22 protein-coding genes and 1 pseudogene are annotated in these 24,842 nt (G+C 68.1%); 8 read left to right on the forward strand and 15 right to left on the reverse strand.

Translation table 11 applies throughout. The features are described from left to right. Positions 1–119: 119 nt before the first annotated feature. The gene (locus AC5Y5V_RS01255; protein WP_499930726.1) at positions 120–1,259 is read right to left on the reverse strand and encodes an LpqN/LpqT family lipoprotein; all 1,140 of its coding nucleotides are present in this window, start codon (positions 1,257–1,259) and stop codon (positions 120–122) included. Positions 1,260–1,441: 182 nt separating this feature from the next. Here AC5Y5V_RS01255 and leuS point away from each other — a divergent pair, with 182 nt between their 5' ends. Then, positions 1,442–4,312, forward strand: a complete 2,871-nt coding sequence (leuS, locus tag AC5Y5V_RS01260) for a leucine--tRNA ligase (RefSeq protein WP_499930728.1) — start codon at positions 1,442–1,444, stop codon at positions 4,310–4,312. Here leuS and AC5Y5V_RS01265 read toward each other — a convergent pair. The 14 genes from AC5Y5V_RS01265 to AC5Y5V_RS01330 all read right to left on the reverse strand — a co-directional run bounded on the left by AC5Y5V_RS01265 (position 4,309) and on the right by AC5Y5V_RS01330 (position 18,047). After that, positions 4,309–4,980, reverse strand: coding sequence for an SDR family oxidoreductase (locus tag AC5Y5V_RS01265; RefSeq protein ID WP_499930730.1), 672 nt, complete (start codon positions 4,978–4,980; stop codon positions 4,309–4,311). The two genes, leuS and AC5Y5V_RS01265, sit on opposite strands and share 4 nt — an antisense overlap. 42 nt (positions 4,981–5,022) lie before the next feature. Further along, positions 5,023–5,556: a MarR family winged helix-turn-helix transcriptional regulator gene (locus tag AC5Y5V_RS01270; protein ID WP_499930732.1), complete on the reverse strand. Its 534-nt coding sequence runs from the start codon at positions 5,554–5,556 to the stop codon at positions 5,023–5,025. A 65-nt stretch (positions 5,557–5,621) separates the two neighbouring features. Next, on the reverse strand, positions 5,622–6,368 hold the full coding sequence (locus tag AC5Y5V_RS01275; protein ID WP_499930734.1) for an amino acid ABC transporter ATP-binding protein: 747 nt from the start codon (positions 6,366–6,368) through the stop codon (positions 5,622–5,624). Further along, positions 6,365–8,170, reverse strand: a complete 1,806-nt coding sequence (locus AC5Y5V_RS01280) for an ABC transporter substrate-binding protein/permease (RefSeq protein ID WP_499930736.1) — start codon at positions 8,168–8,170, stop codon at positions 6,365–6,367. Before AC5Y5V_RS01280 ends, AC5Y5V_RS01275 begins: the two co-directional genes overlap by 4 nt. A gap of 50 nt (positions 8,171–8,220) precedes the next feature. Continuing rightward, positions 8,221–8,946, reverse strand: coding sequence for a GntR family transcriptional regulator (locus AC5Y5V_RS01285; RefSeq protein WP_499930738.1), 726 nt, complete (start codon positions 8,944–8,946; stop codon positions 8,221–8,223). A 135-nt stretch (positions 8,947–9,081) separates the two neighbouring features. After that, positions 9,082–9,885 (reverse strand): LLM class F420-dependent oxidoreductase, encoded by an 804-nt coding sequence (locus AC5Y5V_RS01290; protein ID WP_499930740.1) that lies wholly within the window; start codon positions 9,883–9,885, stop codon positions 9,082–9,084. Beyond that, positions 9,882–10,802 carry an Rv0045c family esterase gene (locus tag AC5Y5V_RS01295; protein ID WP_499930742.1) on the reverse strand — a complete coding sequence of 307 codons (921 nt, stop codon included), beginning with the start codon at positions 10,800–10,802 and terminating at the stop codon, positions 9,882–9,884. Before AC5Y5V_RS01295 ends, AC5Y5V_RS01290 begins: the two co-directional genes overlap by 4 nt. Positions 10,803–10,935: 133 nt before the next feature. Beyond that, positions 10,936–12,171 (reverse strand): DUF1214 domain-containing protein, encoded by a 1,236-nt coding sequence (locus AC5Y5V_RS01300; protein WP_499930744.1) that lies wholly within the window; start codon positions 12,169–12,171, stop codon positions 10,936–10,938. 2 nt (positions 12,172–12,173) lie between these two features. Continuing rightward, a complete protein-coding gene (locus AC5Y5V_RS01305; RefSeq protein WP_499930745.1) occupies positions 12,174–12,965 on the reverse strand; it encodes a sugar phosphate isomerase/epimerase family protein in 792 nt (263 codons plus the stop codon). Next, the gene (locus AC5Y5V_RS01310; RefSeq protein WP_499930747.1) at positions 12,962–14,131 is read right to left on the reverse strand and encodes a sulfotransferase family protein; all 1,170 of its coding nucleotides are present in this window, start codon (positions 14,129–14,131) and stop codon (positions 12,962–12,964) included. Before AC5Y5V_RS01310 ends, AC5Y5V_RS01305 begins: the two co-directional genes overlap by 4 nt. Further along, complete coding sequence (locus tag AC5Y5V_RS01315; protein ID WP_499930749.1) at positions 14,128–15,255, reverse strand: LLM class flavin-dependent oxidoreductase; 1,128 nt, start codon at positions 15,253–15,255, stop codon at positions 14,128–14,130. The genes AC5Y5V_RS01310 and AC5Y5V_RS01315 overlap by 4 nt, the downstream gene beginning before the upstream one ends. Before the next feature lie 62 nt (positions 15,256–15,317). Then, positions 15,318–16,427, reverse strand: a complete 1,110-nt coding sequence (locus AC5Y5V_RS01320) for an inositol-3-phosphate synthase (protein ID WP_499930751.1) — start codon at positions 16,425–16,427, stop codon at positions 15,318–15,320. Positions 16,428–16,479: 52 nt separating this feature from the next. After that, positions 16,480–17,022 carry a PadR family transcriptional regulator gene (locus AC5Y5V_RS01325; RefSeq protein WP_499930753.1) on the reverse strand — a complete coding sequence of 181 codons (543 nt, stop codon included), beginning with the start codon at positions 17,020–17,022 and terminating at the stop codon, positions 16,480–16,482. Between the two features lie 167 nt (positions 17,023–17,189). Next, on the reverse strand, positions 17,190–18,047 hold the full coding sequence (locus AC5Y5V_RS01330; protein ID WP_499930755.1) for a DUF1707 SHOCT-like domain-containing protein: 858 nt from the start codon (positions 18,045–18,047) through the stop codon (positions 17,190–17,192). Positions 18,048–18,184: 137 nt separating this feature from the next. On the opposite strand from AC5Y5V_RS01330, the gene AC5Y5V_RS01335 reads away from it, so the two are divergent. From AC5Y5V_RS01335 to rpsR, 7 genes and pseudogenes are all read left to right on the forward strand, one after another. Next, a complete protein-coding gene (locus AC5Y5V_RS01335) occupies positions 18,185–18,619 on the forward strand; it encodes a DUF5318 family protein (protein WP_499930757.1) in 435 nt (144 codons plus the stop codon). 106 nt (positions 18,620–18,725) lie between these two features. After that, the gene (locus tag AC5Y5V_RS01340) at positions 18,726–21,206 is read left to right on the forward strand and encodes a transglycosylase domain-containing protein (RefSeq protein ID WP_499931092.1); all 2,481 of its coding nucleotides are present in this window, start codon (positions 18,726–18,728) and stop codon (positions 21,204–21,206) included. Continuing rightward, positions 21,203–22,934 (forward strand): annotated as a pseudogene (locus AC5Y5V_RS01345) (glycosyltransferase family 87 protein). Before AC5Y5V_RS01340 ends, AC5Y5V_RS01345 begins: the two are co-directional and overlap by 4 nt. Next, the gene (locus AC5Y5V_RS01350) at positions 22,870–23,511 is read left to right on the forward strand and encodes a DJ-1/PfpI family protein (RefSeq protein WP_499930759.1); all 642 of its coding nucleotides are present in this window, start codon (positions 22,870–22,872) and stop codon (positions 23,509–23,511) included. The pseudogene AC5Y5V_RS01345 and the gene AC5Y5V_RS01350 overlap by 65 nt, the downstream one beginning before the upstream one ends. Before the next feature lie 111 nt (positions 23,512–23,622). After that, the gene (gene rpsF / locus AC5Y5V_RS01355) at positions 23,623–23,913 is read left to right on the forward strand and encodes a 30S ribosomal protein S6 (RefSeq protein WP_499930761.1); all 291 of its coding nucleotides are present in this window, start codon (positions 23,623–23,625) and stop codon (positions 23,911–23,913) included. 71 nt (positions 23,914–23,984) lie between these two features. Then, on the forward strand, positions 23,985–24,512 hold the full coding sequence (locus AC5Y5V_RS01360) for a single-stranded DNA-binding protein (RefSeq protein ID WP_499930763.1): 528 nt from the start codon (positions 23,985–23,987) through the stop codon (positions 24,510–24,512). 39 nt (positions 24,513–24,551) lie between these two features. Then, a complete protein-coding gene (rpsR, locus tag AC5Y5V_RS01365; RefSeq protein WP_499930765.1) occupies positions 24,552–24,809 on the forward strand; it encodes a 30S ribosomal protein S18 in 258 nt (85 codons plus the stop codon). Positions 24,810–24,842: the final 33 nt, after the last annotated feature.

A 24,842-nucleotide genomic window follows, 5' to 3' on the forward strand; every position in this document is an offset into this window, starting at 1 on the left:
CGTCAATCCGCTTGCCGGGCTCCCCATGTGTCGCCTCCGCCCGCGCCGCTCGAATGTCGGCTTGTGCCACGCCTGCGGCTGCAAACCGTGTCTCAACCCGACACTCGGCGTGCCCGTGCCTACCGCGGGGGCGTTCCCAGCAGGTTCAGGTGCAGGTTCGGCAGTGGAGGCAGCCCCGGAAGCAGGGCCAGCAGGCTAGGCGTGGGCTGCGGGGTGAGGGCCTGACCGGGGGCCGGCGCCGGGACACCCGCCGGAATGGGCGCCTGGGCGGGGACCGCTGCCTGGGCCGGTATGGGTGCCGGGGCACCCGCCGGAATGGGTGCCTGGGCCGGAACCGGTGCCTGGGCGGGGACCGGGACATGGGCCGGAATGGGTGCCGGGGCGACGGGTGCCTGGGCCGGAATGGGTGCCGGGGCGACGGGCGCCTGGGCGACGGGTGCCTGCGCGGGCGCGGCGCCCGGCACCGTCACCCGGAACCCGTTGATGATGGCGTTGGTGGCGGGCCCGTCGCCGACCGCCTGCGAAAGCCCGGTGGTCACGGCGAGCGACACCAGGTACCTGTCCTTGCCCGACGTGACGATGACGTGCCGCCGCGAGGTGTTCAGCGTCATGTCGTTCTGCCGGAACGTGCCCTCGATGGCCGACGACGGGAAGCCCATGAAGTCGGCTTGCGAGGCGTTCGTGGTCTGCCACGCGAGCAGCTGCTGGCTGTCGGCGAAGCCGTGGGTGATGGCCTCCTTGGGGTCGAAGTCGCCGACCAGCTTGTAGACCACCACCTGCGCGTTCGAGGTGTACAGGCTGTTGCCCAGCCGGTCGGCGATCACCACGAACGCGTCCGGCACGTTGGGGTCGGGCACCTGGGTCCAGCGGCTGGGCACCGGCAGGGTGATCTCGAGGGCCTTGAGGGTCTGCGGCTTCTGGACCTCAAGCTTGACGCCCTTCGACTGCAGGTAGTCCCGGATCGACCCGGTCACCGCGGCGGGCACCGCGGCGGGCGGGGGAGCGGCCGACGGAATCGGCGAGGTGGCCGGGTTCGCCCCCTGCGGAGCTTGGACGATCCTGTTGTTGTTGCTCGGCAGGCCAGGCTGGGGGGCGGCGTTCTGCGGGGCCTGCGCCGGTGCGACCACGCCCGGGGTGGGCGCGGGCACGGGCTGCAGCGGTGCCGCGGAGGCGGTGGCACCGGCGAAGGCGGTGACCCCGATCGCTCCGGCGGCCAGGCCTCCCGTGACTGCCAGCCACGTCCGTGTGACCTGAGACATTTGCGTCGATCCTTCCCTGCTCCGGGCACCGTCGCCCGTCGTTGAGGCTGACTGTAACCAGTGGTCAGACGCGGCGGACAGGCTCGAAATAGACCTGGGATGAACCTCTGATCGGTGCGCGACGCAACCGATATCAACCTGTGGCCGCGGGCTCCGCGAACACCGCCCACTACCCTGTTGACGTGACCGACTCCCCGACCGCCGCGGACCCCGACGCGCCGCGTCACCGCTACTCGGCGGCGCTGGCCAGACGTATCGAAAGCACCTGGCAGCAGCAGTGGGCCGAGCTGGGGACGTTCAATGTGCCCAACCCGGTGGGTGACCTGGCTCCAGCCGACGGGTCCGCGCTGCCGGAGGACAAGCTCTTCATCATGGACATGTTCCCCTACCCGTCGGGGGAAGGCCTGCACGTCGGACACCCGCTGGGATACATCGCCACCGACATCTACGGCCGCTACCACCGGATGCTCGGGCGTAATGTCCTGCACGCCTTCGGGTTCGACTCCTTCGGGTTGCCCGCCGAGCAATACGCCGTGCAAACCGGCACCCACCCGCGCACCACGACCGAGGCCAACGTGGTGAACTACCGCCGCCAGCTGGGCCGCCTGGGCCTCGGCCACGACAGCCGGCGCAGCTTCTCGACCACCGATGCCGACTTCTACAAGTGGACGCAGTGGATCTTCCTGCAGATCTACAACGCCTGGTTCGACACCGCGGCGGACAAGGCCCGTCCGATCGCCGAGCTGGTCGCCGAATTCGAGTCCGGCGCGCGCAGTCCGGAAGACGGACGGCAGTGGGCGACGCTGTCGGCGGGGGAGCGGTCCGACGTCATCGACAGCCACCGGCTGGTCTACCGGGTGGACTCGATGGTGAACTGGTGCCCCGGAATGGGCACGGTGCTGGCGAACGAAGAGGTCACCGCCGACGGGCGCAGCGAGCGCGGCAACTTCCCGGTGTTCCGGAAGCGCCTGCGGCAGTGGATGATGCGGATCACCGCGTATTCCGACCGGCTGCTCAACGACCTGGACGTGCTGGACTGGCCGGATCAGATAAAAGCGATGCAGCGCAACTGGATCGGCCGTTCCACCGGCGCCCAGGCGTTGTTCGCGGCGACCGGGGCCGACGGCCAACCGCGCGACATCGAGGTATTCACCACCCGCCCCGACACCCTGTTCGGCGCCACATACCTGGTGCTGGCACCGGAGCACGACCTGGTCGACGACTTGGTGGCGGTCGCCTGGCCCGACGGCACCGACCCGCACTGGACCTACGGTGCGGAGACCCCGGCTGCGGCCGTAGCGGCCTACCTCCGCGCGATCGGCGCGAAGTCGGACCTGGAACGCCAGGAGAGCAAGGAGAAGACCGGCGTCTTCCTGGGCAGCTACGCGACCAACCCGGCCAACGGCAAGCCGGTACCGATCTTCATCGCCGACTACGTGCTGGCCGGCTACGGTACGGGAGCCATCATGGCGGTCCCCGGCCACGACCAGCGTGACTGGGACTTCGCCCGCGCGTTCGGCCTGCCCGTCGTCGAAGTCATTGCCGGCGGCGATATTTCGGAGGCCGCGCACACGGGCGACGGCACGCTGGTGAACTCCGGTTATCTCGACGGCATGGACGTGGCCGCCGCCAAGGAGGCCATCACCGCGCGCCTGGAGTCCGAGGGCCGCGGCCGGGCCCGCATCGAATTCAAGCTTCGTGACTGGCTTTTCGCCCGACAACGGTATTGGGGCGAGCCGTTCCCGATCGTCTACGACGACGACGGACGCCCGCACGCGCTCGACGACGCCGCGCTGCCGGTCGAATTGCCCGACGTGCCGGACTACTTGCCGGTGCTGTTCGACCCGGACGACGCCGACAGCGATCCGTCGCCGCCGCTGGCCAAGGCGACCGACTGGGTGCACGTGGAGCTGGATCTCGGCGACGGCCTGCGGCCCTACACCCGCGACACCAACGTCATGCCGAACTGGGCCGGCAGTTCCTGGTACGAACTGCGCTACGTCGACCCGCACAACTCAGAGCGCTTCTGCGGCAAGGAGAACGAGGCGTACTGGATGGGTCCGCGGCCCGTCGAACACGGACCGGACGATCCCGGCGGCGTCGACCTGTACGTCGGGGGTGCCGAACACGCGGTGCTGCACCTGCTGTACTCGCGGTTCTGGCACAAGGTGCTCTACGACCTGGGCTACGTCAGCTCGAGGGAGCCGTTCCGCAGGCTGGTCAACCAGGGCCTGATCCAGGCCTTCGCCTACACCGACGCGCGGGGGATGTATGTGCCCGCGGCGCAGGTGGTCGAGCGCGACGGCAAGTTCTGCTATCCGGGTCCCGACGGCGAGGTCGAGGTCTTCCAGGAATTCGGCAAAATCGGCAAGAGCCTGAAGAATTCGATATCGCCTGACGAGATCTGTGACGGCTACGGCGCGGACACGCTGCGGGTGTACGAGATGGCGATGGGGCCGTTGGAGGCTTCGCGGCCGTGGTCCACCAAGGACGTCGTCGGCGCGCACCGCTTCCTGCAGCGGGTCTGGCGGTTGGTGGTCGACGAGGAGACCGGCGAAACCCAGGTGGTAGACGGGGAATTGGCCGCCGGCACGCTGCGCGAGTTGCACCGCACCATCGCCGGAGTGTCCGAAGACTTTGCGGCGCTGCGCAATAACACCGCGGTCGCCAAGCTGATCGAGTACACCAACCATCTCACCAAGGAGCACCGCGACGCGGTACCCCGGGCGGCGGTCGAACCGCTCGTGTTGCTGCTGGCGCCGCTGGCTCCGCACCTGGCCGAGGAGTTGTGGCGGCGGCTGGGGCACACCGCCTCGCTGGCGCATGGACCGTTCCCGCAGCCCGATCCGGCCTACCTCGTCGACGACACCGTCGAATATCCGGTGCAGGTGAACGGCAAGGTGCGCGGTCGCGTGGTCGTGCCCGCCGACGCCGACGAAGCAGCCCTGAAGGCGGCCGCGCTGGCCGACGACAAGGTGCAGGCCTTTTTGGCGGGCGCCACACCGCGCAAGGTGATCGTCGTCCCCGGCCGGCTGGTCAACCTGGTCGTCTAGGCCCGGCTGGGGCGGATCACGACCTCGTGGAGTTGGCCGTCGCGGGGGGTGTTCACCGCGGTGGCGACGGCCGCCGCGACGGTTTCGGGTCGCATGAACTTCGACGGATCGTAATCGCCGCCGGAGAATTCGATGATTTCGCGCTGCATGTCGGTGTCGGTGCGGCCCGGGTACACGGTGGTCACCCGCAGTTCGGGCTCGTCGTCGCGCAGCGAGTCGGCAAACGCGCGCAGCGCGAACTTGCTGGCCGAATACGACGCCATGCCTGCCGAAACTCGGAGTCCCGCACCGGAGTTGATCAATACCACCTGGCCGCGGGCGCGCCGCAGGGCCGGCAGCAGCGCCAGCGTAAGAGCTACTGGTGCAAAGACATTGACGTCGAACGTGGCGCGCCACTCCTTGATGTGTGACTCGGCGACCGGGCCCGGGATGGATATCGCGGCGTTGTGCACCAGCACGTCGAGCTCGTCCACGTTCGCGCAGGCGGACTCGATCGCGTCCACGTCGCTCAAGTCCAGGGCAATGGTGGTGGCGTCCAGGCGTTCCGCGACGGCATCGAGCCGCTCGGACGGCCGCCCGGCCAGCAGCAATTCGTGCGTCGGCGCCAGCGCGGCGGCTATCGCGGAACCGATACCACCGCCGGCCCCGGTGATGAGAGCAGCGGGCATGCATCCAGATTACGGGCGCCCTGACGGGCTCTGACGTCCCGGCTAATCAATGCTGTTGAGATTCATATAATTCCAAGCCTGCTTGCGAGCAGGTGAATCTCCCGCGGCACCGGCGGCGGTGTCGCCGGACGCCAGGCGTTCCAGCGGTTTTAGCGCCTTCATCAGCGTGTTCAAGTCGGACGCGGGCAGTTGGCCGAGCATTGCGGCCAGGGCCGCCCGCCGGTTGGCCAGGGATTCGCTGTGCACCGCCCGCCCCCGTGGGGTGATGTCCACCAACACCGCCCGCAGGTCCGACGGGTCCCGCGAGCGCTTGACCAGGCCGATCTTTTCCAGCCGCCGGATCGCCACGGTGGTGGTGGGCGTCCGCACCCGCTCGTGGGCGGCGAGGTCGGTCATCCGGATGGGCCCCTGGTCGAGCAGCGTGACAAGAATAGAAAGCTGCGCCAGCGTCAATTCCCCGGCCACCGCGCCATTCGGATCCCCGCGCCGCAGGAGCCCAAATAGCTTGGAAAGCGCACGATGCAGCCCTTCCGCCAGCTCCGCCAATTCCGGTGCGGTGGATTCGCTGTCCGCCATAAGTCGGCAGTCTAACCTGCCATGGCGGGCGCAGAAGGTACCAATGGGAGGTTAGTTTTAGATCGTCAAAGTACTTGTGACAGGAACCGCTGCAGCCGGTCGGTTTGCGCGGCCTCGAATATCTGATCGGGCGGCCCGGATTCCACGACCTTGCCGTTATCCATGAAGACGACAGTGTCCGACGCCGAGCGGGCGAAGCCCATTTCGTGCGTGACGACGATCATCGTCATGCCCTCGGCGCCCAGATCGGCGATGAGCTGCAGAATTCCCTTGACCAGCTCGGGATCCAAGGCCGAGGTGGCCTCGTCGAAGAACATCACCTGCGGGGTCATCGCCAACGCTCGCGCGATCGCGACCCGCTGTTGTTGTCCGCCCGAAAGCATGCCGGGGCGGGCACTGGCCTTGTGCTTCAGGCCAACTCGATCCAGCTGCGTCAGGGCCAGTTCGCGGGCGGCATCGGCGGACAGCCGTCGCAGCTTGCGCGGCGCCAGCGCGACGTTGTCCAGCACGCTGCGATGCGGGAACAGGTTGAAATGCTGGAACACCATCCCGATGCGCTGCCGCAGCTCGTTGGCATCGTCGCGCAGCACCGAACGGCCGTCGAGAAGAATGTCGCCGCTATCGGGTTCGTGCAGGCGGTTCAGGGTGCGCAGCACCGTCGACTTGCCCGAACCGGACGGCCCGACGATCGCCACCGTGCTACCCGCCGCGGCCTCGATATCGACACCGCGCAACACCGTTGTCCCGCCGAGGGTCTGGTGAATCTCCCTGGCTTCCAACGACACCGATGTACGTCCCGCGGGCTCGGTCATGTCATTTCCTGGCCGAAGGTGGACTTCAGCATGTCGGGCGTCTCTTCGGGATCGACGGTCGTACGGCCGCGCCGCAGCCGTCCGTCGATGTAGTTCACCAAATGCGTTAACGGAACCGTCAATATCAGGTAGAAGGCGCCGGCGGCCACCAGTGGCGACAGGTTGCCGGTCTGCGCGTTCAGGTCCCGGCCCACCTGAAACAGCTCACGCTGGTTGGCGACCAGGCCCAGGAAGTACACCAGCGCCGAGGCCTTCAGCAACGCGATGAACTGGTTGACCAATGCCGGCAGCACCCGGCGGATGCCCTGCGGCACCACCACCAGACGCATCGCGGCCGAATAGCTGAAGCCGAGCGCGCGGGAGGCCTCCAGCTGGCCGGGATCCACGCTCTGGATTCCCGACCTCAGGATCTCGCCGACGTAGGCGGCGGCCATCAGGCCCAGGGCGGCGATGCCCAGCGGGTAGGGATCGTTGTTGGTCAGCCCGGCCACCAATGGCCCCACGCCCAAGCCGATGATCAGGATGATCACCACCTCGGGCAGACCGCGGAAGAAGTCGGTGTAGACCCGCGCCGGCCAGCGCAGCCAGCGGGAATGGGAGATTCCCGCCATGGCGAGCGCCATCCCGAGCACCATCCCGAGCACGCTGGCGCTGCCGGTCAGGATCAACGTGTTCGGCAGCCCGGTCTTGAACAGTGTCGGGATGGCCTGCCGGTACATGTCCCAATCGAAGAAGGAGTCGCGCAGCTGGGCCAGCGTGGACTTTGGTGCGACCGGGCCCGTCGGCTTGCGGTGATGGTTGGAGGCGATTGCGGCGAAGTCCGGCAGGATCGGGCCGGGCGCGGCGCGCGACCCCGGTTTCCAGCCGGGCGGCAGGGACCGCGGGATCCATTCGGTGTACAGCTTCACCCAGGTGCCGTCGGCGATCACGGCGTCCAGGGCGGAGTTCAGGGCGTCGACCAGGGGTTGGTTCTCCTTGGCGACCGCGAACGCCACAAAGGCACCCGGGCTGAACGTGTTGGCCACGATCGCCGCCGGGTCGCCCGCCCGCATCACGGTCTGTGCCTGCAGCGACGGCGCCACCCACGCGTCGAGTTGGCGGGCCTTGAGGCTGGCGTAGACGGTCGCGAAGTCGGGGTATTTCACCGGCTGCAATTGCAGGGTGTCCACAACGTAGGACTCCTCGACGGTGCCCTGCACGACGCCGATGCGCTGCCCCTCGGCCAGGTCGCTGAACTTCTTGATCGGCGAGCCCGGCGGCACCACCAGCGCGTAGTAGCCGAAGTCGTATCCGTTGGTGAAGGCGACGGTGTGCCGGCGCGCCTCGGTGGCCTTGACGGACGCCGAACCGACGTCGAAACGCCGCGACGCCACCTGCGCCAGCAGCCCGGCGAAGTTGGTGCCGACGAAGCGGACCTGAAGGCCCAGTTTCTTGGCCATGGCACGCAGCAACTGGTTGTCGAACCCGCTGAATCGTCCAGTCGGGTTAATGCAGGTGTTGGGCGGCGCGTCCGAGAGCGTGCCCACGGTCAGGACACCCGGCGTGCCGAGGCCGAGCGCATTGACATCCACCGAGCTCAGCGGTTCGACATTGGGCGTGGTGTTCGGGTCGTCGCGGGCCGCCGCGTCGTTTTCGATCAGGTCCTTGGGCAGGGTCGTCGCGGTTTCCAGCCCGGGCGGCGCGCATTGGTTGCGGTCGGCGGACGCAGGCGCGGCCAGCGCGCCCGACGTGAGGGCGCACACGAGCAGGATCGTGGCCGCCATCGAAAGCAGTCTCGCGCCGCGATTCGTTCGCCGGTCCATGCACACACCCATCACCGCCACCGTAGCGATTGACGGCGGGCGCGAATCGTTCAGAGCGCGATCGACGGCTCGCCGCGCGTCGATTCGACCCCGGCGAGCACCCGAAGTGGCCCGGGGACTTCGGGTGCCGCGAACACCCTGCGCCGGCACAGTTCGGCCAGCATCGTCTGGGCCATCAGGTAGGACCGGCCGACGCACGCTACCCGCGCGGCTTCCGGGTCGTGCCGGTGGATGGCCGCGTTCTCGTCCTCGTAGAACGGCAACATGTCGTCCCGGTTGACCTGGTAGGTCGTCCAGAACACCCGGGGGATGAGGTTCTGCGAGGCGCGGATGGTGGCGTGCAGCCGCGGCCCGGCGTATTCGTCGTTGATGGTCCGCCGGTATTCCCTGGCGACCTCGGTGAACGCCCGCGACTCCTTCGCCAGGCGCAGCGCCCGCATCAGGGCGTCAAGCTGCCCCAGGATCCGCGGCGTGGGGTTGGTGGCCGCCCGGGCCGCGGCGATGCCGTTCAGCAGGCCGTCGAGTTCGTGGTGTTCGAGGACGGTGGCCTCGTCGAACCGTTCTACGAACGCGCCCCGGTGATAGCGGGTCGAGACGATGCCGTCGTGCTCGAGTTGGACCAGCGCCTCTTGAATCGGGACGCGGCTCACTCCCAAGCCGTGCGCGATCTCATTGCGGTCGACGCGGTCGCCGCTGCGCAGCTTGCCCGTAAGCACCAGGTTGAGGATGTGCGAAACAACCTGATCCTTTTCTTTCACCCCGTATTTCTTCGGCATCGGTCTCTCGTCGCCTCTTTCTCACCCCAAACCCGCGCAACCCCTTGCAACCTCGGAGTCAGCGCGGAAAGTTTCTCACGACTCGGCGTGCTCATTCAGGCGTTTGGCAGATGAAGCTGAAGGTAATTCGGGCGCTCAGCGGCTGTCGCGCCAACGACACAGCGCCTCGGCGGCGGTCAGGTCGTGATCCGGGCCGTTGACACCGACGGTCAGCAGCGTCACGCCGAGCCCGGTGAGACCCTCGGCGTTGGCGATCAGCGCGTCGGTTCCCTCGCCGCGTCGGACGCCGGTGTTGTCCTCTACGCCGGCCGATCGTTCGATGGCGGCCGGGTCCCGCCCGACGGCGGCGCAGTGCTCGTCCAGAATGGCCGCCGCGTCCGGGTAGGTCTCGACCGTGGTGAAGCCGTGCCAGATGTCGCCGTACTCGGCGACCAGCCGCAGCGTCTTGCGGGGGCCCTTGCCGCCGATCAGCACCGGAATGTCGCGGGTGGGCGGCGGGTTGAGCTTGGCCAGGCGCGACTTGATCCGCGGCAGGGCGGCCGCCAGTTCGTCCAGGCGGCCGCCGGCGGTGCCGAACTCGTAGCCGTACTCCTCGTAGTCCCTGTCTTTCCAGCCCGAGCCGATCCCCAGAATCAGCCGCCCGTCGGAGATGTGGTCGACGGTGCGGGCCATGTCGGCCAGCAGCTCGGGGTTGCGGTAGGAGTTGCACGTCACCAGGGCGCCGATCTCGATGCGCGACGTCTGCTCGGCCCAGGCCGCCAGCACGGTCCAGCACTCGAAGTGCGGGCCGTCGGGATCTCCGTAGAGCGGGAAGAAGTGATCCCAGGTGAAAGCGATGTCGACGCCGAGGTCTTCGCAGCGGCGGACGGCGTCGCGGATACTGCCGTAGTGCGGGGCGTGCTGAGGTTGCAGTTGCACGCCGATCCGGACGGGCCTCATGCGGCCAGCACCCCCTTCAACAGCTCGATCAGGGCGCGGGGCTGATCGCTTTGCACCGAGTGCCCCGAGTTTTCGACGATGTGTGCGCCGCGGAATTGCGTTGCGCGTCTGGCGAGTTCGTCCGCATCGTCGTCGGTGACGAAGCCGGACGACCCGCCGCGGATGAGGGTGACGGGCGCCGACAGCCGGTCGACGTCGTCCCACAGGCCGGTGAAGTCGGGGAAGGTGCGGATGGCGTCGTAGCGCCAGGTCCAGTTGCCGTTGTCGAGCCGACGGGAGTTGTGGAACACGCCGCGGCGCAGCGCCTTGACCTCGCGGTGCGGCGCCGCGGCCACGGTCAGGTCCAGCATCGCCTGGAAGGTGGGGAACTCCCGCTCGCCGTGCATCAACGCCACCGTGCCCTGCTGCTCCTTGGTGAGCTCGGCGTGCCGCTGCAGCGCCGACGGGGTGACGTCGATCAGGACGAGTTCGCCCACCAGGTCCGGCGCCTCGGCGGCCAGCCGAATCGCCGTCAGTCCGCCCAGCGACATGCCCACGACGAGGTCGGCGCCCGACGCGAGGTCCCGGACCAGGGGCGCCAACGCGGCCGCGTTGTGCTTGGGGGAGTAGTCACCGTCCTCGCGCCAGGCCGAGTGGCCGTGGCCCGGCAGGTCGACGGCCAGGGCGGACTCACCGAGGCCGACGATCACCGTGTCCCAGGTGTGCGCGTTCTGCCCGCCGCCGTGCAGAAACACGATCCGCGGCGCCTCGCCCCAGCGCAGCGCGCTGATCTTCGCTTCGCCCTCACCCGCCTCGACCCGCTGCACGTCGGGCAGTGGGCCCGTCACGCCGGCCTGTTCGGCGTTCTCCGAGAGCAGCGAGAATTCGGAGAGTCCGGTCAGTTCGTCTTCGTGGATCTCAGTCACGATCTTCGACATTACGACTAACGGGTCCGACAGATAGCCTTGGCCGCTTGGACGGCTTGGCCGCTTGGCGGTGAGGGTCCTCAAATTGTTTGCTTAAGCGGTGTCTTGCCGCGCCTTTGGGGCCGCTCGCGGCCGATCGCCGGCCTTATAGGGCCGCATACCGCCGCCGGATGCCGTGGAATCGCTCCCACATCGCGGCGGTGCGGTCGGCCGGGCTTACCGTGGCGGTGTCCGCGGGCAGGGTCCGGCCCAGCTCGTCGTGGAGGACGACGCGGGTGTGCAGGGCGGCGGGTTGACCCTCGAGCATGTGGCGATAGGTCAGGTTGCCGCGCTCGAAGCCCTGCGTGTCCAGCCAGTTGTGGACGCCGGGATCCCGGTGCGCCATGACCAGGCGGATGCGGCCGTCGCGGTCGACCCTGGTGCGGCTCGGCGTGTAGCTCACCGGCCGGTAGAGGTAGTCCATGCTGGTGAAGAAGGCGCCCATGTTGGTGAACATCCACAACCCGTCGTGGGCGTCGAACTCGACGATCAGCGCCTCGTCGGGCCGCAGCTCCCAGTACATGTTGGTGGCGGCCCGGCCGCGCTTGCCGTCCGCCGCGGTGGTGCCGACCTGGGGGAAAGTGTTGGGATGGTCGGCGTCGACGCCGCCGTAGGTGAACGGGAACTCCGGCCAATCCGCCATCAGGCCGGTGACGAAGTCACCCGCCCAGCCGATCGCCTCGATCATGGCGCCGGGGGTGGGCAGCGGCCTGGGGGAGGCCATGTCGACACGTTCGATGCGCAGCCGGGCGGGCGTCTCGTCCCAGCGGTCAAAGCCCTGTCGGATGAACAGCTTTCGCGAGCCCGCGGTGGTGGGCAGCCAGTTCGGTCCGCCTTCGGGTCCGCCTTCGGGTCCGCCTTCGGGGCCGCCAATGTAGAGCTCGAATTCGCCGTCGTCGGTGGTGGCGAGTTGATGGCCGAAGACGTTTGCCTCCGGGGTATCGCCGAACGGCTCGTGCAGCACTCCCGGCCCGGGTTGCCGTGGCCCTTGGACCGTGACGTTGAGGAACCGCGCGGTGCCGCGCGTGCCGGTCAACCGGTACGTCGAATTCCCGTCGATCCACGCCTGCTGATAGGTGAAATCGGCGCAGTCGCCGCCTAGCTTGCGGGTCGGACCGCAGAACGAGTGCAGCGCCGGATAGCGGGCGTCGCGGGTCTCGAGCGCCAGATCGAAAGCCTGGCCCAGGTTTTGGGTGAGGAAGCGGAACCCGTCGACGCGCTGCGGACCCGAGGTGGCGTTGGCGTCCTTGAAGACCTGCTCGCCCGCGCGCTGAAGTTGCGCGCAGAATTCGCTCCATGCCGACCGCAGGGCCGCGTCGTCGGGGCCGTCACCGTATGCCATCGTCAGGCGCCCGATCTGTCGAGCATGGCGCCGACGACATCACATGCGCGACGGGCGGATTCCAGCCGGCCCTCGGTTTCGATGCGGGGACCGATCAGTTCCAGGTCGAATCCGTGCGCATAGCCGCCGGCGAGGGCTTGGCCGACGAACGCTTCGAGGGGGATCGCGCCGTCCCCGGGTACCGCCCTGCCCGGCAGCGCGCGGTCGCCCAGCACGTAGTCGCTCAACTGGATGAGCAGGGTCCGCGGTAGGGCGCGCCGCACCAGCGCCTCGAAATCGCCTTCGGCCCAACAGTGGAACACGTCGATACAGATGCCCAGCCCGCTCATCTCGGACAGCGCGATGGTGTCCCGCAGCGTGTGGGCGATGTGGATATCGGCGTACAGGCTGGAGGCGTTCTCGATCGCCAGCCCGACGCCCGCCCGGTTGGCGTGCTCCACGCAGGGGGCGATCATCGCGCAGAACCGTTCGGCGGCCCGTGCCCAGGTCAGCGTCCCACGCCCGCCGGTGAGCAGGTAGACGGTGCGCGCTTGAACCCCGGCCGCGGCGTCGATCACCGTGCACAGCGCCTGCCGCGCGGCCTGTGGTTCGGTATCCAGCCGTCCGCCCGCGAACAGGTGAAACACCGCCTCGACGGCATAGTTGTTGCGCCGCAACGCGAATGACGGGTCGAGCAACCGGCTGTCCAGGATGCTCAACCGCGCCACGCCGAGCGCGGCCCAGTAGTTCTCGAGTTCGGTGGGCTTCGCGCCGTGGAAGGTGACGTCGTGTACTGACAGGCGGGGGTGGGTCACGCGCGGTTCTCGATCTCGACGCCGAATCGTTCACGGAACGGCCGGAATTCGGAGTGCAGCGCGCCGAGGTCTTCGCCGATGTCGGTCAGCAGCCGGGTGGAGTAGGTGAACTTGCCGTAGCGGTCGGGCCGGTTGTCGACGAGGTATCCGCGCATGGCCGACTCGGCTTCCGGTGTCAGCGTGCGGCCGCGGAACGCATAGTAACGCCGTACGGTGGCGATGGCGTCGGCGGTGAAATCGGTGTAGCGGACGTGCAGGATGCGCGGATCGTCCACGAGTGGGTTGTTCATCGTGTTGGCGATGCTGGCCCGCGTCATCTCGAGGTGCTTCTTCGCCTCGACGCGCAGGTCTACGGGTCCGACGATGCCGTCCATGATGTCGGCCATCATCATCGTGCGCGACGCGGCGACCTGTACCGGATCGCGGTGCAGCCACATCAGCACGGCATCGGGGTAGGTGTGGAACAGTTCGGCGAGCCGAAAGCCGTGAAAGCCCTTCAAAACCCAGTGTTTTCGTGGTCGCCGGTATTGCAGCTGCTGCAGCATCGCCTTGTGCAGCCGATACTGGGCCGCCGCGTCGGTGGCCAGCCCACCGACCAGCGACTGCATCGGCACCCGCCACCAGGCGGTCGGGGTCATGACCCGAAAGTCGAACGCCCACGTGCGCTCGTCTTCGGGCAGGCCGTCGCCGAGCATGTCGTTATAGGGATGACTGTGCAGCCATTTCGGTAGCTTCGCGTTGATTTCCCGCCAGTCGGCGTCGGCGCGTTCGCGCCGCGGGTCGTCTGGGCCGGCGACGCCCGGGGGCGGCGACGGGTACATCACCTCCCAGAACCGCAGCGCCCGCGCGTGCGGATCGACCGACATCAACGCGTGCATCAGCGTGGTGCCGGAACGGGGTTCGCCGGTGACGAACATCGGTGCCACAATCGCCTCGTCGGCGATCGGGTACCGGTTGCGGTCCTCGATGAACTCGAGGCGAGAGGTCAGCAGCCAGAGGCACACTTGCGCCGCTTCGGCGTTGCCCGTCGTATCCATCCCTATGCCGTTCAGGTGCTCGACGGCAACGCTGAAGCGCTGCGGCAGTGTGGGATCGCCGTAGTCGTTTGCCCCGGTTGCGGTTTCCGCGGCGCGTAGCAGTGCGGCGGCGTCCAGGCGCGCGGTCACGGTGCGCCCCGGCACAGCCGCAGCAGTTCGTCTTCGGCCTCCCGGACGTTGGCGGCCGAGGATTCGGCGTACCGCAGGCCGGCCATGGCTCCGTAGTCAAGGATCTTGGGCACGCGCAGACCGGCGTCCACATAGGTCTTGACGACCTTGGCGACTTCCGCGGGCGTTCCGTGCGGCACCACTGCGAGGATCATTTCAGGTTCCACCTTGTCGAGGAACGTGCGGATCCTTTCGCGGGTCAGCGTGGCCGGGTCGATGTCCTGGAATCCGCGCCAGCCCTCGCCCATCGGGTGGTCAAAACCGAAGTCGCGCAACGTCTCCGCCGAAACCTGCAGCAGAAACGCCTTGACCAGGGGAGCCCGCAGGATGTCGGCGAGCGCCGCTTCGTCCCGCCCGATCAGACACACCTGGATGAAGCACGGAGTGATCGCCGCCGGGTCGCGGCCGGCGCGGTCGGCGGAAGCCCTTACGGCGGCGAGCATCTCGGCGTACTGCTCGGGAGTCCAGGCGCCGGCCGGCCACCATCCGTCGGCGTGGCGGCCCGCGATGCCGAGCATCCGTGGCCCGCTGCCGCCGATCCAGATTTGCGGGGCCCGGCCCTCGTAGGCCTCGGTATCCAACCGCGCGTGCCGCAGCGCATAGAACCGGCCCTCGAAGTCGACCGGGCCGTCGCTCGCCCACAGCAGGCGGATCACCGTAAGCGCCTCTTCGAAACGGCTGACCGCCCGCGCGAAGTCGAACCCGTACGGCACGGTGTTCTCGCTCTCGCCGCTGCCCAGGCCCAGGATGAAGCGGCCTTTGGCGAGGTGGTCGATGGTCAGCGCCGTTTGGGCCAGCATGCAGGGATGCCGGCGCACGGTGTCGACGACGGCGCTGACGATCGGGACGTTTCGGGTCAGCACCGCGGCCGCCGATGCGACCGCCAGGCCGTCGAGGTGACGGTGCGGCGAGGGCGAGGCGGCGGCCAGATCCGTGAACTCGGGAGTCCAGATCGAGTCCGGCCAGAAGCTGACCAGGTGATCGGGAAGCCAGATCGAGTGGTAGCGCCCGTCGTCCAACTCCGCGAGCCGGGACAGGTCGAGCGGAAGCGTGGTGCGCAGGAATGCGGCAGGCTGAACTTCCATCAAGGGGCCATGCTAAGCGACTGCACAGCATGGCGTCGACGGTTTGACGCCCCCCGATGCCCCTATGCGTCGGCGATGAATTCCTCGAGCTGGGCGCGCGCGATGTCGTCGGCCAGCTGCTCGGGCGGGCTCTTCATCAGGTACGCCGACGCCGGAAGCACCGGGCCGCCGATCCCGCGGTCCTTGGCGATCTTGGCCGCTCGGACCGCATCGATGATGATGCCCGCGGAGTTCGGCGAGTCCCACACCTCGAGCTTGTACTCCAGGTTCAGCGGCACGTCACCGAAGGCGCGGCCCTCCAGGCGCACGTAGGCCCACTTGCGGTCGTCGAGCCACGCGACGTGGTCGGACGGCCCGATGTGGACGTTCTTGTCCTCGACCTTGCCGGCGAGCGAGCCGGTGAGGTTGGACGTGACGGCCTGGGTCTTGGAGACCTTCTTGGACTCCAGGCGCTCCCGCTCGAGCATGTTCTTGAAGTCCATGTTGCCGCCGACGTTCAGCTGGTAGGTGCGGTCCAGCGTGACACCGCGGTCCTCGAACAGCTTGGCCATCACGCGGTGGGTGATGGTCGCGCCCACTTGGCTCTTGATGTCGTCGCCGATGATCGGCACGCCCGCGTCCTTGAACTTCTTCGCCCACACCGGGTCCGAGGCGATGAACACCGGCAGCGCGTTGACGAACGCCACCCCGGCGTCGATGGCGCACTGCGCGTAGAACTTGTCGGCCTCCTCGGAACCCACCGGCAGGTAGGACACCAGTACGTCGACCTTGTTGTCCTTGAGGACCTTCACGACGTCCACGGGCTCGTCATCGGACAGCTCGATCGTGTCGGCGTAGTACTTGCCGATGCCGTCGAGCGTCGGGCCCCGCTGCACGACCACGTTGGTCGGCGGCACGTCGGCGATCTTGATGGTGTTGTTCTCCGAGGCGTAGATCGCGTCGGAAAGGTCGAAGCCGACCTTCTTGGCGTCCACGTCGAAGGCGGCCACGAACTTGACGTCGCGGACGTGGTACGGGCCGAACCGCACGTGCATCAGACCCGGGACCATCGAGGTGTCGTCGGCGTTGTAGTAGTACTCCACGCCCTGCACCAGCGAGGATGCGCAGTTGCCGACGCCGACAATGGCGACTCGTACCTCTGTAGACGCCTGCGTTGCGTTGGACTCACTCATGGGGCGCTTCTCCTAACTAGTAACTCTGGGGTGTTCGGTTCGTGCGGGGGATTCACGTCTGCTCGGACAAGCCGGGCGCGGCCCGCTCGGCGGCGATGAGCTCGTTGAGCCACTTGACTTCACGCTCGCTGGACTCGAGACCGAGTTGGTGCAGCTGACGGGTGTACCGGTCGAACGAGCTGCTGGCGCGCGCCACTGCATCGCGCAGACCTTCGCGGCGCTCCTCGACCTGGCGGCGGCGGCCCTCCAGGATGCGCATCCGCGCCTCGGCGGGGGTGCGGTTGAAGAATGCCAGGTGGACGCCGAAGCCGTCGTCGGTGTAGTTGTGCGGGCCGGTGTCGGCCACCAACTCGGCGAAACGCCGCCGGCCTTCCTCGGTGAGCTGGTAGACCCGCCGCGCCCGCCGGACCGGGGTGCCGGCCGGGGCCGCGTTCTCGGCGATCAGGCCGTCGGCCTGCATGCGGCGCAGCGCGGGATAAAGCGAACCGTAGGAGAACGCCCGGAAGGCGCCCAGTAAACCGGTGAGCCGCTTGCGCAGCTCGTACCCGTGCATGGGGGATTCGATCAGGAGGCCCAGGATGGCGAGCTCCAGCATCGAGCCACCTCCTTTGCCCGGGTAGTTGCACTACTGGTTACTTCGTTCGTTACGAAGATACGACGCGTCGTGCAATCGTATCGTTTCGATATATTAGCGACAACACCACCGGCCGTTTGTGCGGTGTTGGTCACACGGGCGCCGAGCGGCCACCTAACCGACCCGGCTTAGCCGACCCGCTTGACGGTGCCGTCACCTGCGAAATCGATCGAGCCGGTCGGGAAATCGCTGGATACGTGCACCGACAGGGTCAGCGCCTCGGGCTGCAGCGGATCCTGGGCGGGTTCGATGATCAGATACTCGCCTTTGACGTCGGCGGGTTTCAGGTGCAGCGTCTCCGCGGCGCCTCGCATGATGCCCACCGCCTTGGTGACGTCGAATTTGCCCAGGTCGATCGGCATCGCGGGGTCGAAGCTGTTCTTGGCCGACGCCCGCGGGTCGCCCCAACCCCCGCGGTAGTCGTAGGTCAGCTTGCGGCGGCCGTCACCAGGGTCGACGCGGTCGTAGACCGCGTACGTCGGGTAGATCACCATCCGGTAGCCGAGGGTGTCGCCGAACCTCTTGCGGGTTTGCTCCAGCAGGCCGGTGAGCCCGCCGAGCGAATGCAGCTGGGTGGGCGGGGTCAGTACCAGCGGCGCGATCCCGTCCGGCTTTGCCCCGGGGTCGGTGGTGAAGTCCAGCGGCGAACCGCTATTGCCGTACAGGCCCCAGCCGATGAACACGCCCAGCAGCACCGAGGCGCCCAGCACGGCCACGGCCCGCCACCGATTCGATAGCCGCGCTCGGGAGTTACCCAACCGGACGGGCGCCGCGCCGGTCTGCAGGTCCGACACCAGCTGCTTCAAGTCACCAAGCGTGACGGCGTTGGTGGCCCGGCTGATGCGCTCGCGATGCTCTTCCCCGGAAAGCTGTCCGTCGGCCAGCGCATCGTCCAGCAGCGTGAAGGTCTCCTGCCGGTCGGTGTCCTTCGCCCGGGTCGCCGTCGTCAGCCCGCCGCCCAAAGGTGCCCCGAGCCATTTCGCCACGCGGTCGATCGTAGGAGTACGGGCCCGGCGTCCGCACGGAATGTGATCAGCGAATACCGCCGGTCGGGCGGCAAACCGGGAGGACTACCGCGTTGGTTGCCTAACGGCGCCGCAGTCGGGGACGTACTCTGGTCAGCGTGCGACTGCAGCGACAGGTGGTGGACTACGCGCTCCGGCGGCGCTCACTGCTGGCGGAGGTGTACTCGGGACGCACCGGCGTCTCGGAGGTGTGCGACGCGAACCCGTATCTGCTGCGCGCCGCGAAGTTTCACGGGAAACCAAGCCAGGTGATGTGCCCGATCTGCCGAAAGGAACAGCTCACGCTGGTGTCGTGGGTCTTCGGCGAGCACTTGGGTGCGGTATCGGGTTCGGCGCGCACCGCCGAGGAACTGGTCCTGCTGGCGACGCGTTTCTCGGAGTTCGCCGTCCACGTGGTGGAGGTATGCCGGACCTGCAGCTGGAATCACCTGGTCAAGTCGTATGTGCTCGGTGCGGCGCGGCAGGCGCCTCCGCCTCGGGGCACGCGCGGCACGCGGACGGCGCGCAACGGCGCCCGCACCGCCAGTGAATAGCGGAGGGGGCCGCGATCAGTCCAGTGACGACCCGAAGGGGGCACCGGCTGAGCGTGTGGGTAAGCATGCGAGTCCCGACGAGCCCGACGAGGCGCGGCGAGACTCTTTGGGCTCCGGCGCGCGCCGAGAGGTTCCGCCCGACGACCGATTGACCTCGGTGATTCCGGCCGTCACCGACGACCGCGCGCACCGCCGTGCGGACCCCATCGAGGAGGTGAAGGCCGCTCTGGACCGTCCGGAGGCGGCACCGCGGCACAGCACGCTGTCGCAGCCGGTGGCCTCCGCGCAGGGAGATACGGGCCCGCAGCGCGATCCGCTCGACGAGGTGAAAGCCGCCCTGGACGAACGTGCGGCCGCGCGCCGCTCGGGTGCTGGACGCCGCCCGCCCGGCGGGCCCCCGCCCCCGCCCGGATCGTCCCAAGGTCTTGGCGGGCGCGGCGACGCACCGCACGGACCGGCCTTGGCCTGGCTTCAGCAGCTGCGCCGGCGGATCAATTGGCGCTGGGTGCGACGTGCGGTCGTGCTCGCCGCCGTGGTGATGTTCCTGTTGCCGATCGTCACCTTCGCGATGGCCTACTTCATCGTCGACATTCCCAAGCCGGGCGACATCCGTACCAACCAGGTCTCCACGATCCTGGCCAGCGACGGTTCGGAGATCGCCAAGATCATTCCGCCTGAAGGCAATCGGGTGGATGTCAACATCAGCCAGGTGCCGGTACACGTGCGCCAGGCCGTCATCGCGGCCGAGGACCGCAACTTCTACTCCAACCCCGGGTTCGATTTCGGCGGCTTCGCGCGCGCGATCAACAACAACCTGTTCGGCAGCGGCGACCTGCAGGGCGGGTCGACGATCACCCAGCAATATGTCAAGAACGCGCTGGTGGGTTCCGCGCAGCACGGTTGGGCCGGCCTGATGCGCAAGGCCAAGGAACTGGTGATCGCCACCAAGATGTCGGGGGAGTGGTCGAAAGACGAGGTGCTGCAGGCCTATCTGAACATCATCTACTTCGGTCGGGGCGCCTACGGGATCTCGGCGGCCACCAAGGCCTACTTCAACAAGCCCGTCGAGCAACTGACCGTCTCCGAAGGGGCCTTGCTGGCGGCGTTGATCCGACGGCCGTCGACGCTGGACCCGGCCGTCGATCCGAAGGGCGCCAATGCGCGCTGGAACTGGGTGCTCGACGGGATGGTGGAGACCAAGGCGCTGTCGGCGAGTGACCGGGCGGCGCAGGTGTTTCCGGCGACGGTGCCGCCCGATCAGGCCCGCGCCCAGTTCCAGACCACCGGCCCCAACGGGCTCATCGAGCGCCAGGTGACCCGGGAGCTCATGGAGCTGTTCAACATCAACGAGCAGCGGTTGAACACCCAGGGTCTGCAGGTCACCACCACGATCGATCCGAAGGCACAGCAGGCCGCGGAGAAGGCGGTGTCGAAGTACCTCGAGGGTCAGGACCCCGACATGCGGGCCGCCGTGGTGTCGATCGACCCCCACAACGGCGCGATACGCGCCTACTACGGCGGTTCGGACGCCAACGGATTCGACTTCGCCCAGGCCGGACTGCAGACGGGTTCGTCGTTCAAGGTGTTCGCTCTGGTCGCCGCGCTCGAGCAGGGGATCGGCCTGGGCTATCAGGTTGACAGCTCGCCGCTCACCGTCGACGGCGTCAAGATCACCAACGTGGACGGCGAAAGCTGCGGCACCTGCAACATCGCCGAGGCGCTCAAGCAGTCGTTGAACACCTCCTACTACCGCCTGATGCTGAAGCTGAAGAATGGTCCGCAGGCCGTCGCGGAAGCCGCGCACCAGGCCGGCGTCGCCACCAGCTTCCCCGGGGTCGACCACACCCTCTCCGAGGACGGCAAGGGCGGACCCCCCAACAACGGAATCGTGTTGGGTCAGTATCAGACCCGTGTGGTGGACATGGCGTCGGCGTACGCCACCTTGGCCGCGTCCGGCAGCTACCACAAGCCGCACCTCGTGCAGAAGGTGGTCAACGCCGAAGGCCAGGTGCTCTTCGACGCCGGCGGCGCGGACAATGGTGACCAGCGCATCCCGAAGGCGGTGGCGGACAACGTCACCGCCGCCATGCAGCCGATCGCCGGCTACTCGCGCGGCCACAACCTGGCCGGCGGCCGGGCGTCGGCCGCCAAGACCGGTACCACGCAGTTGGGCGACACCAAGTCGAACAAGGACGCCTGGATGGTCGGCTACACGCCGTCGCTGTCGACGGCGGTCTGGGTGGGCACGGTCAAGGGCGACCAGCCGCTGGTAACCGCCTCGGGCGGTTCGGTTTACGGCTCGGGCCTGCCGTCGGACATCTGGAAGGCGACCATGGACGGGGCGCTGAAGGGAACCTCCAACGAGACCTTCCCAAAGCCCACCGCAATCGGCGGGTATGCGGGTGTGCCGGCCGCGCCGCCGCCCCCGCCGCCGGTGGCGCCACCCTCGGAGACCGTGATTCAGCCGACCGTCGAAGTGGCGCCCGGCATCACCATCCCGGTGGGTCCGCCCACGACGATCACCGTTGCGCCGCCACCGCCGGCGGCGCCGCCCCCCGGCCCGCCAGCCGTCCTGCCGCCACCGTGACCGACGCTCACCAGCACAGCGCCACCATCTCTCCGCGGCCGCTGGCCGCGGATCGTCGTAGTGTCGACAATCGCGATTGCCCCAGCCGCACCGACTCTTTGGGCGCCGCGTTCGCGGATGTCATCGGCGGACCCATCGGTCGGCACGCGCTGATCGGCCGCACCCGCGTGATGACCCCGCTGCGGGTGATGTTCGCCATCGCGCTGGTTTTCCTGGCGCTCGGCTGGTCGACGAAGGCGGCGTGCCTGCAGAGCACGGGCACCGGTCCGGGCGACGAGCGGGTCGCCATCTGGAACAACCAGCGCGCCTATTACGAGCTGTGCTACTCCGACACGGTGCCGCTGTACGGCGCAGAGTTGTTGAACCAGGGCAAGTTTCCGTACAAGTCGAGTTGGATCGAGACCGACGGCAGCGGCGCGGCCCAGACCCGCTACGACGGCAAGCCCGCCGTGCGCTACATGGAGTATCCGGTGCTGACCGGGGTCTACCAGTACCTGTCGATGGCGGTCGCGAAGACCTACACCGCGCTCAGCAAGGTCGTTCCGGTTCCCGTGATCGCCGAGGTGGTGGTGTTTTTCGACGTCGCCGCGTTCGGGCTGGCGCTGGCGTGGCTGGCGACGGTATGGGCGACTTCGGGTTTGGCCGGCCGCCGGATCTGGGACGCGGGCCTGGTGGCGGCTTCACCGCTGGTGATCTTCCAGATCTTCACGAATTTCGACGCGCTGGCAACGGCTTTCGCGATGGGCGGGCTGCTGGCGTGGGCGCGGCGCAGGCCGGTGTTGGCCGGCGTACTGATCGGGCTGGGTGCCGCGGCCAAGCTCTATCCGCTGTTGTTCCTGGGGCCGATGCTGGTCCTGGCAATCCGTTCCGGGCGCCTGCGCGCCGTGGCCCGCACGGCCGCGTCGGCCGCGGTCACGTGGTTGCTGGTGAATCTGCCGGTGCTGGTGCTCTTTCCGCGGGGATGGTCGGAGTTCTTCCGGCTCAACACCCGTCGCGGCGACGATATGGACTCGCTGTACAACGTCGTGAAGTCGTTCACCGGCTGGCGCGGGTTCGATCCGGCGCTGGGGTTCTGGGAGCCGCCGATCGTGCTGAACGCGGTCGTCACCGCGTTATTCGCGCTGTCTTGTGCGGCAATCGCCTACATCGCGCTGACCGCGCCGCAGCGACCGCGGCTGGCGCAGCTGGCATTCCTGACGTTGGCCGCGTTCCTGCTTACCAATAAGGTGTGGAGTCCGCAGTTCTCGCTGTGGCTGGTGCCGCTGGCCGTGCTGGCCCTGCCGCATCGCCGAATCCTGCTGGCGTGGATGACGATCGACGCGCTGGTCTGGGTGCCGCGGATGTACTACCTGTACGGCAACCCCAACCGTTCGCTGCCGGAGCAGTGGTTCACCACGACGGTGCTGGTGCGCGACATCGCGGTGGTGGCGTTGTGCGCGTTGGTGATCCGGCAGATCTACCGGCCCGACGAGGATCTGGTCCGCTGGCACGGGCGGGTGGACGATCCCGTGGGCGGACCGTTCGATCGCGCCCCGGACGCACCGCCGGGTTGGCTGCCGCAGTGGCTGCGACCGGCGGGCCTGCGCCGGCCCGCCCCACCGCCGACCGAAGGCCCGGCCGCCACACCGACGGAGGACGAGGCCCCGGCCGGCGCAAGGAGCCCATGATGCAGGTCGCGATCCCGATCTTTCCGCAGTTCACCGCGCTGGACGCCGTGGGGCCCTATGAAGTGCTGCAACGTATTCCGTCGGTGGACGTGGTGTTCGTGGGCCACCAGCGCGGCGAATTGCGTACGGAGAACGGGATGCTCGGCGTCAGCTGCGACGCCACGTTCGACGAGATCGGTGCGCCCGACGTCGTCGTCGTCCCCGGCGGTATCGGGACCCGCCGGCTGATCCACGACGAACGCATCCGGACCTGGCTGCAATCGGTGCACCCGCGGACCACGTTCACCACGTCGGTGTGCACGGGTGCGCTGTTGCTCGCGGCCGCGGGCCTGCTCGACGGCCTCACCGCGACCACCCATTGGCGGTCGGCGGAGCTGCTCAACGAGTTGGGTGCGCGCTACGTGCCGGACCGCGTCGTGGAACACCTGCCGAAGCGGATCATCACCGCCGCGGGCGTATCCAGCGGCATCGACATGGCATTGCGTCTGGTCGAGCTGCTGGTGGACACCGAAGCCGCGCAGGCCGCTCAGCTGCTCATCGAATACGACCCGCAGCCGCCGTTCGATGCGGGTTCGCCCGCCAAGGCCGACGCGGCGACGCGGGCCAGGGCCGAGGAATTCCTGCAGGCCAGGAAGTAATTTCGCGGCGGACCGGCGCGTCCGGTAACCTAGCGGGGTTGCCGACGCAGGCGACTCTCCTGCCACGGACGGACCGTGGCCGTACAGACCATAGGAGGTGGTGAGGTTTCCATGCGTCCATACGAAATCATGGTCATTCTTGACCCCACGCTCGACGAGCGCACAGTGTCCCCGTCGCTGGACACATTCCTCAACGTCGTCCGCAAGGACGGCGGGACCGTCGAAAAGGTCGACATCTGGGGTAAGCGCCGGCTGGCTTACGAGATCGCCAAGCACGCCGAGGGCATCTACGTCGTTGTCGACCTGAAGGCCGAGCCGGCGACGGTGTCCGAGCTCGACCGTCAACTCAGCCTCAACGAGTCGGTGCTGCGCACCAAGGTGATGCGCACCGACAAGCACTGACTGCCCGCTGTCGGCGCTAGTGCGTAATCTGTTCAAGGCTCAGCCGGGAACACACCCACCAGGAGGAAATCGTGGCTGGTGACACCACAATCACCGTCGTCGGAAACCTGACCGCTGACCCCGAGCTGCGGTTCACTCCGTCGGGTGCTGCCGTCGCCAACTTCACCGTGGCCTCCACGCCGCGGATCTACGACCGCCAGAGCGGGGAGTGGAAAGACGGCGAGGCGCTGTTCTTGCGCTGCAACATCTGGCGGGAGGCCGCCGAGAATGTGGCCGAAAGCCTGACCCGCGGTGCCCGGGTGATCGTCACCGGCCGGCTCAAGCAGCGCTCCTTCGAGACCCGCGAGGGCGAGAAGCGGACGGTCGTCGAGGTCGAGGTCGACGAGATCGGGCCTTCGCTGCGCTACGCCACCGCCAAGGTCAACAAGGCGAGTCGCAGCGGCGGCGGGGGCGGCGGCTTCGGTAGTGGCGGCGGCGGCGGTGGCGGTGGATCCCGTCAAGCGCCGCCGCAACAGAGCAGCGCACCGGCTGACGACCCCTGGGGCAGCGCCCCGGCGTCGGGCTCCTTCGGCGGCGGCGACGACGAACCGCCCTTCTGACATTCACGACACTTGTAGGAAACGGAAAGAAAGACAGACATGGCCAAGTCCAGTGGCAAACGGCGCCCGGCTCCGGAAAAGCCGGTCAAGGCGCGTAAGTGCGTCTTCTGCGCAAAGAAGGATCAATCGATCGACTACAAGGACACCGCGCTGCTGCGGACCTACATCAGTGAGCGCGGCAAGATCCGGGCACGCCGGGTCACCGGCAACTGCGTGCAGCACCAGCGGGACATCGCGATCGCGGTGAAGAACGCCCGTGAGGTTGCGCTGCTGCCCTTCACCTCGGCGTCGCGCTAACCGCCGAACGCCCAACGGAAAGTACGCAAAACG

It is taken from the genome of Mycobacterium sp. NGS68 (genome assembly GCF_059812195.1).

Bases quoted from the DNA above. Each gene is read 5' to 3' on its own strand.
- rpsF (WP_499930761.1), top strand. From the start codon at position 23,623: ATGCGTCCATACGAAATCATGGTCATTCTTGACCCCACGCTCGACGAG.
- AC5Y5V_RS01270 (WP_499930732.1), bottom strand. From the start codon at position 5,556: ATGGCGGACAGCGAATCCACCGCACCGGAATTGGCGGAGCTGGCGGAA.
- AC5Y5V_RS01295 (WP_499930742.1), bottom strand. From the start codon at position 10,802: ATGTCGAAGATCGTGACTGAGATCCACGAAGACGAACTGACCGGACTC.
- AC5Y5V_RS01285 (WP_499930738.1), bottom strand. From the start codon at position 8,946: ATGCCGAAGAAATACGGGGTGAAAGAAAAGGATCAGGTTGTTTCGCAC.
- AC5Y5V_RS01265 (WP_499930730.1), bottom strand. From the start codon at position 4,980: ATGCCCGCTGCTCTCATCACCGGGGCCGGCGGTGGTATCGGTTCCGCG.
- AC5Y5V_RS01290 (WP_499930740.1), bottom strand. From the start codon at position 9,885: ATGAGGCCCGTCCGGATCGGCGTGCAACTGCAACCTCAGCACGCCCCG.
- AC5Y5V_RS01320 (WP_499930751.1), bottom strand. From the start codon at position 16,427: ATGAGTGAGTCCAACGCAACGCAGGCGTCTACAGAGGTACGAGTCGCC.
- AC5Y5V_RS01315 (WP_499930749.1), bottom strand. From the start codon at position 15,255: ATGGAAGTTCAGCCTGCCGCATTCCTGCGCACCACGCTTCCGCTCGAC.
- rpsR (WP_499930765.1), top strand. From the start codon at position 24,552: ATGGCCAAGTCCAGTGGCAAACGGCGCCCGGCTCCGGAAAAGCCGGTC.
- AC5Y5V_RS01325 (WP_499930753.1), bottom strand. From the start codon at position 17,022: ATGCTGGAGCTCGCCATCCTGGGCCTCCTGATCGAATCCCCCATGCAC.
- AC5Y5V_RS01350 (WP_499930759.1), top strand. From the start codon at position 22,870: ATGATGCAGGTCGCGATCCCGATCTTTCCGCAGTTCACCGCGCTGGAC.
- AC5Y5V_RS01280 (WP_499930736.1), bottom strand. From the start codon at position 8,170: ATGGACCGGCGAACGAATCGCGGCGCGAGACTGCTTTCGATGGCGGCC.
- AC5Y5V_RS01300 (WP_499930744.1), bottom strand. From the start codon at position 12,171: ATGGCATACGGTGACGGCCCCGACGACGCGGCCCTGCGGTCGGCATGG.
- AC5Y5V_RS01255 (WP_499930726.1), bottom strand. From the start codon at position 1,259: ATGTCTCAGGTCACACGGACGTGGCTGGCAGTCACGGGAGGCCTGGCC.
- AC5Y5V_RS01275 (WP_499930734.1), bottom strand. From the start codon at position 6,368: ATGACCGAGCCCGCGGGACGTACATCGGTGTCGTTGGAAGCCAGGGAG.